11 protein-coding genes are annotated in these 14174 nt (G+C 57.8%); 9 read left to right on the top strand and 2 right to left on the bottom strand.

Features of this window, described 5'->3' with window-relative positions; all coding sequences use genetic code 11:
- The first annotated feature begins 244 nt into the window (after positions 1-244).
- Entirely contained in the window at positions 245-913 is a 669-nt protein-coding gene (locus tag H7B67_RS13585; protein WP_185120390.1) for a tetratricopeptide repeat protein, read from the top strand.
- Between the two features lie 46 nt (positions 914-959).
- Here H7B67_RS13585 and H7B67_RS13580 read toward each other — a convergent pair whose 3' ends face one another.
- Positions 960-1244: a hypothetical protein gene (locus H7B67_RS13580; RefSeq protein WP_185120389.1), complete on the bottom strand. Its 285-nt coding sequence runs from the start codon at positions 1242-1244 to the stop codon at positions 960-962.
- A 283-nt stretch (positions 1245-1527) separates the two neighbouring features.
- Between H7B67_RS13580 and H7B67_RS13575 the strand changes: the two genes are divergently transcribed.
- Positions 1528-2715 carry an RluA family pseudouridine synthase gene (locus H7B67_RS13575; protein ID WP_245363584.1) on the top strand — a complete coding sequence of 396 codons (1188 nt, stop codon included), beginning with the start codon at positions 1528-1530 and terminating at the stop codon, positions 2713-2715.
- Positions 2716-2838: 123 nt separating this feature from the next.
- Here the strand turns inward: H7B67_RS13575 and H7B67_RS13570 are convergent, their stop codons facing one another.
- Complete coding sequence (locus H7B67_RS13570) at positions 2839-3219, bottom strand: PilZ domain-containing protein (RefSeq protein ID WP_185120388.1); 381 nt, start codon at positions 3217-3219, stop codon at positions 2839-2841.
- 236 nt (positions 3220-3455) lie between these two features.
- Between H7B67_RS13570 and H7B67_RS13565 the strand changes: the two genes are divergently transcribed.
- From H7B67_RS13565 to H7B67_RS13535, 7 genes are all read left to right on the top strand, one after another.
- Positions 3456-4043: a TetR/AcrR family transcriptional regulator gene (locus H7B67_RS13565; protein WP_185120387.1), complete on the top strand. Its 588-nt coding sequence runs from the start codon at positions 3456-3458 to the stop codon at positions 4041-4043.
- A gap of 74 nt (positions 4044-4117) precedes the next feature.
- Complete coding sequence (locus H7B67_RS13560; protein WP_185120386.1) at positions 4118-6241, top strand: YhgE/Pip family protein; 2124 nt, start codon at positions 4118-4120, stop codon at positions 6239-6241.
- A gap of 178 nt (positions 6242-6419) precedes the next feature.
- Positions 6420-9782 carry an Ig-like domain-containing protein gene (locus H7B67_RS13555; RefSeq protein ID WP_185120385.1) on the top strand — a complete coding sequence of 1121 codons (3363 nt, stop codon included), beginning with the start codon at positions 6420-6422 and terminating at the stop codon, positions 9780-9782.
- Positions 9783-10054: 272 nt separating this feature from the next.
- The gene (locus H7B67_RS13550) at positions 10055-11545 is read left to right on the top strand and encodes a spore germination protein (RefSeq protein WP_185120384.1); all 1491 of its coding nucleotides are present in this window, start codon (positions 10055-10057) and stop codon (positions 11543-11545) included.
- 18 nt (positions 11546-11563) lie between these two features.
- Positions 11564-12691 (top strand): GerAB/ArcD/ProY family transporter, encoded by a 1128-nt coding sequence (locus H7B67_RS13545; RefSeq protein WP_185120383.1) that lies wholly within the window; start codon positions 11564-11566, stop codon positions 12689-12691.
- On the top strand, positions 12684-12905 hold the full coding sequence (locus H7B67_RS13540; RefSeq protein WP_185120382.1) for a hypothetical protein: 222 nt from the start codon (positions 12684-12686) through the stop codon (positions 12903-12905). Before H7B67_RS13545 ends, H7B67_RS13540 begins: the two co-directional genes overlap by 8 nt.
- Positions 12906-12938: 33 nt before the next feature.
- The gene (locus H7B67_RS13535) at positions 12939-14132 is read left to right on the top strand and encodes a Ger(x)C family spore germination protein (protein WP_185120381.1); all 1194 of its coding nucleotides are present in this window, start codon (positions 12939-12941) and stop codon (positions 14130-14132) included.
- The last annotated feature ends 42 nt before the right edge of the window (positions 14133-14174 follow it).

Raw genomic sequence — 14174 nt, 5'->3', positions numbered from 1 at the left:
AGGGGATAATGGTACGCCGGCGGCTATTCCGATACCGGATCGAAGGGGATAATGGTACGCCAGCGGCTTTTCCCGACACCGGATCGAAGGGGATAATGGTACGCCCCGAGCCAACGAGAAACGATGTCCAATGCAAACCCGCCGGGATATGATATCATGAGAAAAGCGGAATCCAAGGAAACGTTTTACAATTCGGAGACGTTACAATCCGGAGACGTTTTGCATAGGGGAGAGGAGAAGAGCGTTGAAGCTATTTTTTCTATTCGGTTTCCTCTGGTGGATATTAGGCAATCCGTTCTTGGCCATCATCGTTATCCTGGTCATCCTATACTTTCTGGAGAGAAGGTTCATCGGGCTGTCTCCGAGCCTCTTCCGGCCTTTCCGAAGACGCAGCGCGATCAACAGGCAGCGAAGGCAGATCCAGATGAGTCCGCACGACGTGTCGGCGAAGACGGAGCTGGCGAGGCTGTATCTCGAGGGCAAAAAATACCGGGAAGCGAACGAGATTCTCGGCGAAATCGAGTCGCGCATGGAACACTCGGCGGAGTATTGGAGCGATCTCGGGCTGAGCGAGCTGGGGCTTGGACGCCTTCCGGAAGGGGAACAGGCGATGCTTAAGGCGCTGGAGATCAGTCCGCGCGTCAAATACGGCATTCCTTATCTCCGATTGGGGGAAGCGTTCGCCGAATCCGATCCGGCCAAGGCTATCAAGTACCTTGAGGAGTTCAAAACCGTTCATTCCTCCTCCTGCGAAGCCTACTACCGGCTAGGTCTCGTTTACGAGAGGATGGGAAGCAAGGAAGAAGCGAAGAGCGCGTTCCAAGAGTGCAGGACGATTTATCGGGCATTGCCGAAATATATGAAAAGAAAAGAGCGCAAGTGGATGCTGAAGAGCATGATGCGCGCCAAATAGAAAAGGGAGCCTGCCGCTAGGCTCCCATTCTTTATGATAAGAAGAATCAGTCCAGAGCCGCTTCGGTCTCTTCGGCTTGCTCGTCCGAAGCGCTGGCTGCCGGTTCTTCCGCTTGGTCTTCAAGAGCTGCCTCTTCAGAGCTCTCCTCCAAGCTCTCTTCGGCTGCTGCTTCCGCTTCCTCCGCTTGCGCTTCGGCAACGGGTTCTTCGGCAGCCTCTTCTACCGCTTCTACGGCTTCCTCTTGCTCGGCTGCCGCTTCTTCCACGTCGGACTCGGATTGTGCATCCGCTTCCAAAACTTCTTCGACGACTACTTCTTCGTTCGTGTCCATCGTCCATCCTCCTGTCAATTTATAATAGAAGGAATCTCCCTCTGACATCAAATTATCACGTTCTCCTCAAAGTGGAAACGGTGTTATTTTAGGGGAATTTGTAGGGATGGCTCGAATCTATCATTTGTAAACAAACCGTAATATGGAAGGCTGCATTCGACAGAAAAAGCGGCCTGCGGCTTGCTCGTTCCCTTGTCGAAATCAGGGGAAACCGCGAGTATTTGACATCTCCGGCTCGATCCCTTATATTGTGGGGCGAAGATGGAGAACGGAGTGGATAGGCATGAGAGGAGCCGGACGGAATCGGCAGGAGCAAAGCGGATCGCGCGGAGGCAAAGGAGGCGGCTCGCAGAGCGGCGGGCGCGGCCACGGCGGAACGCGCGGCCACGGCGGAACGCAAAGAGGAGCCTCCCGGAGCGGAGGGGATGGGCGGAGCGGGGACCGCTGGCGCGGTGAAGGGCGAGCGGAAGGACGCCGCGGCTCCGGCCGGACAAGCATGGCCGGACAGGGGCGGCCGAGCGGCGATAGACCCCGCAAGGGCGAGCAAGACGTCAGGACCATGAGCAATCGCGAGCTGGTACGTTCCTACGCGGAGCCCCTGAAGCTTGGACGCCGCAAAGGAGAATGGATCGACGTTCGCTTGCCGGATTCGCTCGTCGGCGCCCCGATCCAGAAGGTGATGCAGCAGACGCCGCTGGCTCCGAAGCTCGCGAACAAGCTGCTGCAGGGCAAGGGGATCGTGCTTCAAGGCTCGAACCTCCGCTTGCGGCTATTTCCGGCGGAGTCGATCGATTTTCCTTCGGACTGGATGGAGCTGAACGTGCTTTACGAGGACGATTTTACGCTTGTCGTGAACAAGCCATCGGGGATCGAGGTTCATCCGAGCGAACATGGGCAGCGTCGCACGCTTGCGCACGGAGTGGCTTCCTATTACGAGATGACGAACCAGAACGTCCGCATCCGCCACATCCACCGCATCGACAAGGAGACGACGGGCCCCGTCCTCTACGCGAAGAACGAATTCGCGCATTATCAGTATGACAAAGCGATGCGAGAGAAGAACATCGAGAGAATCTATCTTGCGCTGGCGGAAGGCGTTCTGGAGAAAGACAAAGGGACGATCGACAAGCCGATCGGCCAGGATCGCCACCACTCGACGAAACGAAGGGTAAGCGAGACGGGAGATCCGGCCGTGACGCATTACGAGGTCGTGGAACGGTTCGCCGATCACACGCTGGTCCGCCTTCGGCTGGAGACGGGACGGACGCACCAGATTCGGGTCCACCTGTCCGCGATCGGCCATCCGCTAGCCGGAGACGGAATGTACGGGGGCAAAAGAGGGCTGATCGCGCGGCAGGCGCTGCACGGGGAGAGGCTGATTTGGCGTCATCCATGGACGAACGAGCAGCTGTCCGCGCGAGCTCCGCTGCCGGACGACTTCGCCGAGGCGCTCGAGAAACTTCGGAAGTAGTCCCGCATCGCACGCAACGGGCAGCAACCCGAAGCGCATAATCCGTACACACCATACGCAACGCGCAAAGAAAGCCGCACGGAGTCCGAACTCCGCGCGGCTTTCATTCTTTATTTTCGCAGGTCAATCCTCTTGCAGGACCATTTCTTCGCGTTGCTTGCGGGCGTACTGCTTCAGCTCTTCCGTAATCTCCTGCTTGGCATCCTCCTCGAAGTGAATGCCGTAATGGGAGGAATGCGCCTTCTGCTCCTGCCATTGGATCGATCCGCGAATGCTCATTTTCCGGATAAGATCGAAGGTCAGGATCACTTTGCAGGAATTCTGGTTCGTTCGAAAATTAAGCGGAGTATCCAGCTTGCAGCCGTTCGGGCTTAGATCGAGAAGCTGAGCCTGCCCCTGCTTGCTCTCCAACTTACTGTTATTCACTTCGTAAAGCTGAATAAGGCAAGGAACCGAGGGCGTAAACTCATAGCGAAACGGTTCGTTTCTTCTCGAAATGTTCATCTGCCGAACCTCCAAACCCAATTTGTACCAGGTGATTTTTTTTAAGAGTATTATATTATCCCTTTCTGAACAATCTCTGAAAGACGAAAAAGTCCTCAAGGACTACAAGATCCGTATTGAATTGGGACTTTATGACGCCGCTCTTGCATGGCGTTCCCGGATGTGCTATTTTAGGGTACGGGAACGAAATGACCGGATTATTATTTTGGTCAGTTTTTTTGGAGGGGGTGAAGATCATGGCGGAGAGAAAGCAGCCGGACCGGCGCCGTCAGGTCATGGAAGCCGCGGCCCGATCGTTCGAGACGTTCGGCTACAAGGGCACGACGATGGATCAGGTAGCCAAGCTCGCCCAAGTGGGCAAGGGGACGATCTATACTTTTTACGCGAATAAGGAAGAGCTGTTCGAAGAGATCATGAAGGGCCTCATCCAAGAGCTGAAGGTCGTGGCGGACGAAACGCAGGACGGGAAGCTGCCTTTCGCCGACAACTTGATGAACGTTCTCCATAAGGTATCCGACTATCGGGATCGTCATGCGCTCGCGGCCAAGCTGTCGCAGGAGGTACGCGATATCGGCACGCCGATGGCGAAGGAAGGCCTCGAGAAGGTGGAGAAGGCGATCATCGGGTACATTGCCCGGCATGTCAAGGAAGCGTCCGATAAGGGAGAGATTCGTCCCTGCTCGCCGGAGCTGACCGCCTATATGATGCTCAAGATGTATTTGGCGCTGACGGCGGAAGGGCATCACCTTCACGAACCGCTCGGCAAGGAAGAGATTCTCGAGAGCTTCCGGTTCTATTGTTTTGAAGGGTTGGCGATTCGCTGAACCTTTTTTTGCCTAAGAATGACCGAATGAGGAATTTGGTCAGTTAGTACCATGAGAAAGGGATGTTAAGTGATATGAAGAGGAATAAGACGCAAGAGGCCGGTGTCGTCCGAGGAGAGCTAAAGAGGCTTAAGGGGAGCAAAATGGCGATGCTGTCCATCGTCGGACTGATCGTTATTCCTCTGCTATACAGCGGGATGCTTATCGGAGCGTTCTGGGACCCGTACGGCAAGCTTGACGAGATGCCGGTCGCGGTGGTGAACGAGGACAAGGGAGCCGTCATGGACGGCAAGGAGCTTCATATTGGCCGGGATCTGCTGGAAGAGCTGCAGGGCAACGAGGATTTCGACTGGCAGGTCGCGGACTGGGAGAAGGCGATGGCGGGACTGGAGGATCACGAGTATTCGCTTGTCTTCGTGATTCCGGAGGACTTCTCGGAGAAGACGACGACGCTGAAGAACGAGAATCCGGAGGCTGCCCAGCTAAGCTATTACGTCGACGACGGCTATAATTACCTGACGTCGACGATCGGTTCCAAAGCGGCCGAGAGCCTTAAGGAGAAGGTGTCGAACGAAGTCACGAAGGCGTACGCCGAGACGGTATTCGCTTCGATCGGCGATGCGGCGGACGGCTTCGGCGAAGCGGCGGGAGGCGCCGCCAAGCTGGCCGATGGGGCGAAGTCCGCTCAGGAAGGAGCCCGGCAGCTTCACGACAACCTGGCCAAGCTGACCGGCGGCGCGGTCGATCTGAAGCAGGGCGTCGCCAAGCTGGCCGACGGTTCGGATAAGCTGCTGGCCGGCGTGAAAACGGTCGACTCCGGAAGCGCGTCGCTTGCCGAAGGGCTTGACGGGCTCGCTTCGGCGGGCAGTCAGCTGCAGGCCGGCGCGGACCAAGCGCAGGCGGCCGCCGCGAGCGTCGCTTCGGGCGCGCGGCAGCTGGCGGAGAGCGGCAAGACGCTGGCTGCCGGAGCCTCGAGCGCTCGGGGCGGCAGCGAGCAAGTGGCGAGCGGCGCAAGCGAGCTGGCCGCCGGCTTGAAGCAATACGCCGCGGCCCACGGCGAGCTGGCGGACGACGCGGCGCTGCAGAAGCTGATCGCGGCGGCGGAAGCCGTCTCTTCCGGCGCGGATCAGCTCCGGCAAGGCGTCGCGAGCGTCTCTTCCGGCGCCGAGCAAATGAGCGAGGGGCAGCAGGCGCTGGCATCCGGCGCGGCTCAGCTGCAGAGCGGGGTCGGCACGCTGGACTCGGGGCTCGCGACGTTCAACGGCAAGCTGAACGAAGCGTCTGCCGGGGCCAAGGAGCTGTCCGGAGGCGTGAAGCAGGTGCTTGCCGGCACGGAATCCCTTCGCGCGGGGCTGAAGCAAGCCGGCAGCGGCCTGCTCACGGTCAGCGAAGGATCGTCCTCGCTGTCCGAAGGCTCGGAGAAGCTGGAGGAAGGCATCGCGAAGCTGGGCGACGGCTCGACCGAGCTGGCCGGCAAGCTGGGCGAGGCATCGAAGGAAGCTTCGTCGCTGGGCGGCAATGACGAGCAGGCGGCGATGTTCGCGGGTCCGGTATCGCTGTCGGAGAACAAACTGGCGAACATTCCGAACTACGGAACGGGGATGGCTCCGTACTTCCTGTCGCTGGGCCTCTATGTCGGCGTGCTCATGTCGACGGTGATCCTGCCGCTCAGGGACGCGGCCGGCCGGGTTCGAAGCGGCTGGAGATGGTATCTGTCGAAGCTGATGCTGTTCGCTCCGGTCGTGCTCCTTCAGACGATTCTGGTGGATACGGTCTTGATCTACGGAATCGGCCTCGACGTGCCGAACGTTCCGTTCTTCTACGCGATCAGCGCGGCGATCGGGCTCACGTTCATGACGATCGTGCAGTTCTTCGTCACTCTCGCGGATACGATCGGGCGCTTCGTCGCCGTCGTTCTGCTGACGCTGCAGCTGGCCTCCAGCGAAGGCACGTATCCGGCGGTCATGCTTCCCGGCTGGCTGCGGACGATCGGCGAATGGATGCCGATGACGCACGCGATCAAGGCGCTTCGCCTCGCGCTCGCCGGAGGCTCGGCGTCTTCGATCGGAGAGCAGCTCCTGCTGCTGGCGGCATACGCGGCCGCGTTTATCGTCCTTACCTTGGCGCTGTTCAAGCTCAGAAGCGGCAAGTCGGATCGTTATCGAATCGCGCCTTTAGAAGCTCCCGTCCATGCCTGACGGAGGCACAACCCCATGCGGCTTTCGGTTGCATGGGGTTGTTTTTGTCTCCATACGAGCTTTTGTGAGTCGATGGTCCTAATTCTGTTCACAATTCGCGAATTTCCTTCATTTTCCGCTGAAATTTGCCGTTAACAACTGTTAGAGGTAAATACATAGGGCTAACCAGGAGGATTTAATGAAGTCGACCAAAAGAACGAACCGATGGATATCGCTGATGCTTGCCGTAGTTCTGAGTGTCGTGTTTGCGACATCGGCCTATGGCGCGTCCACCGCTACTTTGTCCAAGATCATTCTATCGACCAACGAAGTGACCTTGTCGCTGGGGGATTCTTATTCGCTCACCGCGACGGGCCTGTACAGCGACAACTCGACGGAGAATCTGACGGTGTATTCCACCTGGAGCAGCTCGGATACGAAGGTTGCCACTATATACAACGGAACGATTACGGCCAAGGCGGTAGGAACGGCGACGGTATCCGCTACCTATAACAACGTGACGCAAACGGCCCAAGTCACCGTCACGAAGAAGGTCAAAGCGCTCACGAAGGATAAGCAAAGCCTGGATCTGCGCAAGGGCGCCGAAGCTACGATCAATCTGACGGCCACTTACAGCGACAATATGACGGCTGACGTCACGGCCGATGCCGATTGGTCGTCCACGAACGACAATGTCGCGACGGTCGTCAACGGCAAAGTCAAGGCGATCGGCGCCGGTACGGCGACGATTACCGCGACTTACGGCGGCAAGACCGTGACCGTCGATACGAAGGTCGAGGTGATCAGCCGGCTGGAAGCCGATCACTCCAAGGTCTCGATCCTGCTGAACAAGTCCGCCGAAGTCAAGCTTACGGCGACGTATTCCGACGGCGAGCCGGCGGATGTCACCTCCAGCGCCGTCTGGACGTCCAGCGACGAGGACGTAGCCGACTTCGTAAACGGCGAAATCCACGGCTACGGGCCAGGCACGGCTACCTTGACGGCAACGTACGGCACCAAGAGCACGACGATCACCGTCGACGTCGACAAGACGTCCATTTTGACGGTTGACGACGACAGCCTGTATTTAAACGTTAACGATATGAAGAAGCTTACGCTGACCGCGATGCTGGCGGAGGGCGGAAGCTCGGTCGTGACGGGCAGCGCCGAATGGAAGTCGAGCGATTCCTCGATCGCGTCCGTCGACGAAGGCGAGATCACGGCCCATAAGTCGGGCTCTGCCATCATTTCGGCTACGTACAACGGCAAGTCCGTTTCGATTACGGTCGATGTCGAAGTGGCCAAGTATTTGGACGTGACTCCGTCCAAGCTGACGCTGTCGGCCGGAGCCACTTCCGATTTGACGGTCAAGGCGATTTATGCGGACGGATCCACGTCGAACGTAGCCGGCACGGCTTCTTACACGTCCGATAACGAGAACGCGGCCTTCGCCGTCAAAGGCAAAGTAACGGCCACCAAGACGGGAACGGCCGTCATCACGGTTTCCTACGGCGGCAAGACGGCCAACGTTACGGTTTACGTCGACGTCCCGAGCAGCCTGACGACGACCACGCCTCAGATTTTCCTGGAACCGAATGAACAAGCTACCGCCCAAGTGAACGCCAACTATGGGGATAACGCGTCCGACAAGGTCGTAACCGGTTCGGCAACATGGAAGTCCGGCGACGAGGCCGTCGCGACGGTGGACGGAGGGGTCGTCACCGCGGTCGCGGCCGGCACCGCCACGATCACCGCGACCTATAACGGCAAGAGCGTCTCGATGACGGTTTATGTTTCCACCGCCAAGCGCATCGACGCGAGCGCGACGCAGGTCTCCCTGCTGTTGAAGAAGACCAAGAGCATCAAGCTCATGGCGACTTACGCGGATAACTCCGAGAAAGACATTACGAATATCGCTTCCTGGACGTCCAGCAACGAGGACGTTGCCGACATTCTGAACGGCGTCATTACCGGCTACAAAGACGGAACGGCGACCCTGACCGCCACTTACGGCTCGAAGACGGCCAAGATTACGGTCGATGTCGATGCCACCTCCGTTCTGAATGCAAGCAGCACGGACGTGTTCTTGCAAGCTGGCGACACCAAATCCATCACGCTTACGGCGGAGTTGGCCGATTCCTCCGCCGAGAACCCTACTCCTGACGTGACGAGCTCGGCCACTTGGAAATCCAGCAACGAGTCCGTCGCCACGGTAAGCGGCAACGGCGTCATTACGGCCGTGGCATCGGGTACCGCGACGATTACGGCAACCTATGGCGGCAAGTCGGTCAAGATCTCGGTCGATGTCGAGACCGCCAGGTACTTGGAGATCAGCGACGATGAGCTGACGCTGAGCGCCGGCGACGTCGACAGGCAGGTTTATCTGACGGCTACCTATTCGACGGGCCAAACCGCCAAGATCACCGACAAGGCGACTTGGAGCTCCAGCGACGAGGATGTCGCTTACGTCAAGAACGGCTTGATCTCGACGTACAAGATGGGCAAGGCCGTCATTAGCGGCACCTACGGAGGCAAGACGGCCAAGGTTACGGTATACGTAGACATTCCGTCCAAGCTGACGACCGATTCGAAGACGATTCGCGTCGACGTGGACGGAGAAGCCACGGCGGAACTGACGGCCGTCATCTCTTCCGGAGATAAGGACGTTAGAACGGAAGCGGAGTGGACCTCGGCCAGCGAGAAGATCGCGACCGTCAAGGACGGCGTGATCACCGGGGTAGCGGAAGGCTCGACGACGGTCAAAGCCGAATACGGGGGGTTGTCCCTCACCTATACGGTTAAGGTAGGACTGGCGGATGTCGTCGAAGCGGATACTCGCGCGCTTAACCTGTCGGTAGGCGACAAACAGCAAATTACGCTGACCGCCGCGGTGGACGAAGACAGCGATCCTGTCAACGTCAACGACAAAGCGACCTGGAAGTCGAGCAAGCCTTCCGTAGCGGACGTCAAGAAAGGCCTCGTGACCGCTTACGCCAAAGGCACGGCAACGATCACGGCCACTTACGGAGGACAGTCGGTCACGATCACGGTCGGCGTCGATCAGATCAGCCGGATCGAATTGTCGGAAGCCAACCTGTCGATGAAGTCCGGAGGCACAACGAAGCTTACCGCGACGGCGATCTTCAGCAACGGAATGGAGAAGGACGTCACCGACCTATCGGAATGGAAGTCCAGCAGCGTTAAGGTTGCGACGGTTAAGGACGGCAAGGTGACGGCAGTCGCGTACGGCAAGACCTCCATTACCGTCAAGTACGCCGGCAAGACGGCGAAGGTTGCCGTCGATGTCGACACGCTGAAGTATCTGGAGACGGATTACGTCAACGTAACGATGGCCCAAGGCTCGACGTTCCAGCTCAAAGCGACCGCGACCTACGCGGATCAATCCGAAGCGGACGTGAGCAAGGCCGGCCTATGGACGACGTCCAAAGCCGCGGTAGCTACCGCCAAGGACGGTCTGATCAAGGCGAACGGCAAGGGCAAAGCGACGATAACCGTGTCGTTCGGCGGCAAGAAAGTCAAAGTCAACGTAGTCGTTAAATAACGCGAACGCGAATAGCAAGCGGCGCCGGGGAGGCGAACCTCCCGGCGCCGTTTTTTTATAGCTTAGGAAATGATACAAAGCAATTTTCCTGCGGATACACCCGGGGGCTCCCCCAAAAGCAATCGGAATTCGCTACAGAGCATTGCGTACTTTTGGGGGATATGTTCCTGCATAATAAAGGAAAAAAAGAGTACCATACAGGTTAAGCAAACCCGATCCGTTCGTCCGTTCTATGTTCCCGATCAACCTTTAAGAAAGTAGGGAATCGCCGCTTGATCCAGCCGCCAGCCGCCGAGGGCCAATCGCCTGACGAAACGCTCTACCCGGAGCTGAATCGTAACGAAGAGCGATTCCGCTCCGTCTTTGCGCACTGCTCCGACGTCGTCTACCGTTCTATCGATATCGAAGGCAAAGGCAGGGCGTTGCTGGTCTATATCGAAGGTCTCGCGGATAACGAAGGGCTAGAAAAACAGGTGATTTCTCCGCTGCAACGGGATCGGGCGCTTACCGTGTCGGATAAGGTTGACGTGCTTACGTTTAAGGATTGTCTCGCGCACGTCCTGGACGGCAAGCCGATCCTGCTTCGCGACGGGCAAACGGCTGGGCTTGCGCTCGGGTTGACGAAATGGGAGAAACGCGGAATCGAGGAGCCGAGCGCCGAATCCTCGGTTCGCGGACCGCGGGAGGGGTTTACCGAGACGCTCCGGGTCAATACGTCGCAGATTCGGCGGATCGTCAAAAGCCCGAAGCTAAAAATCGAAGAGATGAAAATCGGCCGTTACACGCAAACCAAGATCGCCGTCGCCTACGTGGAGGGCCTGGCGGATCGCACTCTCATCGACGAAATCAAAGCTCGGCTGGGACGAATCCGGATCGACGGCATCCTGGAGAGCGGCTATATCGAGGAGCTTATCGAAGACACCCCGTATTCCCCGTTCCCTCAGCTGCTCAGCACGGAACGCCCGGACGTCGTCTGCGGCAACTTGCTGGAAGGCCGCGCGGCCATTCTGGTGGAAGGCACTCCGTTCGCGCTCGTCGCTCCGATCACTTTTTTTTCGCTGCTGCAGTCCCCGGAGGATTATTATCAACGGTATATCATCTCGACGGTCATCCGTTGGCTGCGCTACAGCTATTTGTTGTTTTCGCTTTTGCTGCCTTCGCTTTACGTGGCTGTCCTGACCTTCCACCAGGAGATGGTGCCCGGTTCCCTTCTGTTAAGCATGGCGAGTTCCCGGGAGGAAGTGCCTTTCCCCGCCCTTGTCGAGGCGCTTCTCATGGAGATTACGTTCGAGGCGCTGCGGGAAGCGGGCGTGCGCCTGCCTAAGCAGGTCGGCTCGGCGATAAGCATCGTCGGGGCGCTCGTCATCGGCCAAGCGGCGGTGCAGGCCGGGATCGTGTCCGCGCCGATGGTCATTATCGTCGCCCTGACCGGCATTTCCTCGTTTATGACGCCGAGATACATCGCGGGAATCTCGATCCGGATGCTTCGGTTTCCGATGATTTTCCTGGCAGGGTCGCTCGGGCTGCTCGGCATCATGATGGGCATTATTGCGCTCGTGCTTCATCTGTGCAGCCTTCGCTCGTTCGGCGTGCCGTACTTGTCTACCCTCCAAACGCCGAATTTCGGCGAATTCAAGGATGTTTTGTACCGGGCACCCTGGTGGTCCATGAAGAGGAGGCCGCGCTTGACGGGGAGCTACGACGAATACCGCGAAACCGCCGGTCTGAAGCCGGGGCCGGAACATGGCGGGGAATCCGGGTAATCGAAGGAGGGAGTAGCGATGAAGCCGGAGAAGGGGACCATATCCGGGCTGCAGATGGCGCTCATGCTGTATCCCGCCGTCATCGCGACGGCTTTTCTTACCTTGCCGACGATAACGGCGCAATATGCGGGGAACGATCTGTGGCTGACGCCGATCCTGTCCGGGATCTCGGGCGCTTTGACCTTGTTTCTTGCGGTGCGGCTGCACCGTCTTTACCCGGGTCAAACGGTTATCGAATACAGCGTTAAAATCATAGGAACCGTTCCCGGCAAAATCGTCGGCTTCGCCTACTTTATTTTTTTGCTCTACTTAACGGGCGTAATCGCTCGGCAATATGCCGAGTTCGTGAAAAGCGCGATTATGTTCAAAACGCCGCTCTTGGTCATCCTATCGTCCATTTTGCTGCTAGCGGCCATCGCCGTCCGGGGAGGAGTGGAGCTGATCGCCCGGGCCGCGACGATTTTAACGCCCGTCTTCGTCATTCCGAGCTTCGTTCTGCTGCTCCTTCTTCCCGATTTGAACGTCCAGCATCTGTTTCCCGTTCTGGAGAAAGGGTGGATTCCGGTTCTCAAGGGTTCCCTGGCTCCGAACGCCTATACGTCGGAGTTTTTTCTCATGACCTTCTTTTTGCCCTTGCTGTCGAATCCGGAGAAAGGAGCGAAGTGGGCGGCCGTCTCCATCGCGGCGGATTTGTTCAGCGGCTTGTATGCGTCCTTGCTGGTCCTGTTTTTGTTGGGACCGGACACTGCCGACAAAGTGTATCCGGTTCTGACCGCGTTTCGCTACATCAGCCTGGCCAACTTCTTCGAGAACCTGGAGGCGCTGCTCGTGGCGATGTGGGTCATCGGCAATTTTCTGAAGCTATCGATCTTTCTCTATGCGGCCACTACGTCGCTTGTTCAGACCTTGGAGCTTAAGGATTATCGCATGGTCGTCTATCCCCTGGCCGTCTGGTGCGTTCTGTTCAGCCTGTGGGATTACCCCAATTTGCCGTCGCTCGACAATCATATCAAGTACGTATCGCCCTTCGAGCTTCTCGCGTTCTTTAACGCGATTCCGTTATTGCTGCTGCTGGCCGCATCCGCCAGACAAGTCTTCAAGGGCAGCCCGAACCTGCCCGCGAAAGGAAAAAACGCCGTTGAATAAAGCGTTGGTTGCGGAAGTGACGATCGCCGTCGCGTTTATCGTTTGGTTCGAGCGCAAAAGAGTAAAGAAAATTCCCGGCAAGGAGAGGACGTTGTTTGTCCTGCTGCTGCTGAGCGCCTGGATCATGGCCTTTTTCGATTTGCCGAACACGCCCGGTCTGGCGTCCGTATTCGATAGTCTGTTTGGGCCTTTAAGGCCGCTGGTCGAGGAATAGCTTCGTCCCGAAGAGATAAGGGGGCCGAGTTCGATGTTCGCTATAGGGAAGATCACAGCCCCGATCGCGTTGCTGCTGTTGCTGTCGGGCTGCTGGGATCGCGTGGAGCTGAACGACCTCTCGCTCATTACGGCCATCGCCTTTGATAAGCCGCAACAGAACAATTCGGTGGAGGTTACGGCGCAAATCATCATACCGAAGGTCAAGGGCGGCGGCGACGGCGGCACCGGAGGAGGGGGAGGAGGACAAGCCAAGCAAACGGTCACGCGCACGGCATCGGGCAGCGATATCGCCGATGCCATCTCCAAGCTTCAGATGGTCATCCCGCGGAAGATTTTTTGGGGCCAGTGCAAAGTGTTTATATTCGGCGAAGAGATCGCCAGAGAGGGCATTCGGGAGCATATGGATTTTCTTCTCCGCCATCCGCAGCCCAGGGAACGGGGGTACGTGTTCGTAAGCCGAGGGAGAGGGGCGGACGTCTTGGAGCTGTTCCCCCCGATCGAGCGGTCATCGTCGGAAGTGATTCGGGAGCTGGCCCAGTTGGGAATCGGTCTGAAAGTAACCCTGGAGCAGCTGAGCATCCGGCTGAAGGGAGAATCCGGCGCGCAGGCGCTTCCGCTCGTTCATATTCTTCCGAAGTCGAAATCGTCGAAGCCGTTCGAGACGATCGCCTATTTGTCCGGAACCGCCGTATTCAAGGACGGCAAAATGATCGGGGAGCTATCGTCCAGGGAGACGCGCGGAGTCCTGTGGGTCCGGAACGAAATCGACGAGTATACGGTTACCTATGAGAACGACCCTGCCAAAGGGAAGGTGTCGATTCATCCCCTTCACGCGAAAGTCAAGCTGGTTCCTAGAATCGAGGACGGAACCTGGAAAATGGACATTAAAGTACGAACGGCCGGCGATCTCGTTCAGAACGGCACGCCGCTCAATCCGATGGATCCGCAAGTCCTTAAGAAAATGGAGGAAGGAATGAAGAAGGATATCCAAGCCCGCATTCGAGATGCCTTGAAGCTCTTGCAGCGCGATCTGAACGCGGATATTCTGGATTTCGCCAACGCGTATCACCGGAAGTACCCGAAGATATGGGCCGAAGCCAAGGACGAATGGGAGACCAAATTTCCCGAGATCGAAGCGACGGTCGACGTCGAAGCTCGAATCAACAGGCCTGGAATGGTCAATTCTCCGGGCGGAATATCCCAAGAAACGGGAACGGAAAAATAGAAGATCGGTGCGGGGACCGGCGAAGGACCTGCGATTAAGGCA

Origin of the sequence: Cohnella thailandensis, assembly GCF_014212135.1 — a bacterium.
Lineage (GTDB): Bacteria > Bacillota > Bacilli > Paenibacillales > Paenibacillaceae > Cohnella > Cohnella thailandensis.
This window is presented reverse-complemented; position numbering and strand designations above follow the sequence as displayed.

Coding starts and splice junctions, on each gene's coding strand:
- H7B67_RS13580 (WP_185120389.1), bottom strand. CDS start 1,244: ATGGACACGAACGAAGAAGTAGTCGTCGAAGAAGTTTTGGAAGCGGAT.
- H7B67_RS13575 (WP_245363584.1), top strand. CDS start 1,528: ATGAGAGGAGCCGGACGGAATCGGCAGGAGCAAAGCGGATCGCGCGGA.
- H7B67_RS13570 (WP_185120388.1), bottom strand. CDS start 3,219: ATGAACATTTCGAGAAGAAACGAACCGTTTCGCTATGAGTTTACGCCC.
- H7B67_RS13565 (WP_185120387.1), top strand. CDS start 3,456: ATGGCGGAGAGAAAGCAGCCGGACCGGCGCCGTCAGGTCATGGAAGCC.
- H7B67_RS13560 (WP_185120386.1), top strand. CDS start 4,118: ATGAAGAGGAATAAGACGCAAGAGGCCGGTGTCGTCCGAGGAGAGCTA.
- H7B67_RS13555 (WP_185120385.1), top strand. CDS start 6,420: ATGAAGTCGACCAAAAGAACGAACCGATGGATATCGCTGATGCTTGCC.
- H7B67_RS13545 (WP_185120383.1), top strand. CDS start 11,564: ATGAAGCCGGAGAAGGGGACCATATCCGGGCTGCAGATGGCGCTCATG.
- H7B67_RS13535 (WP_185120381.1), top strand. CDS start 12,939: ATGTTCGCTATAGGGAAGATCACAGCCCCGATCGCGTTGCTGCTGTTG.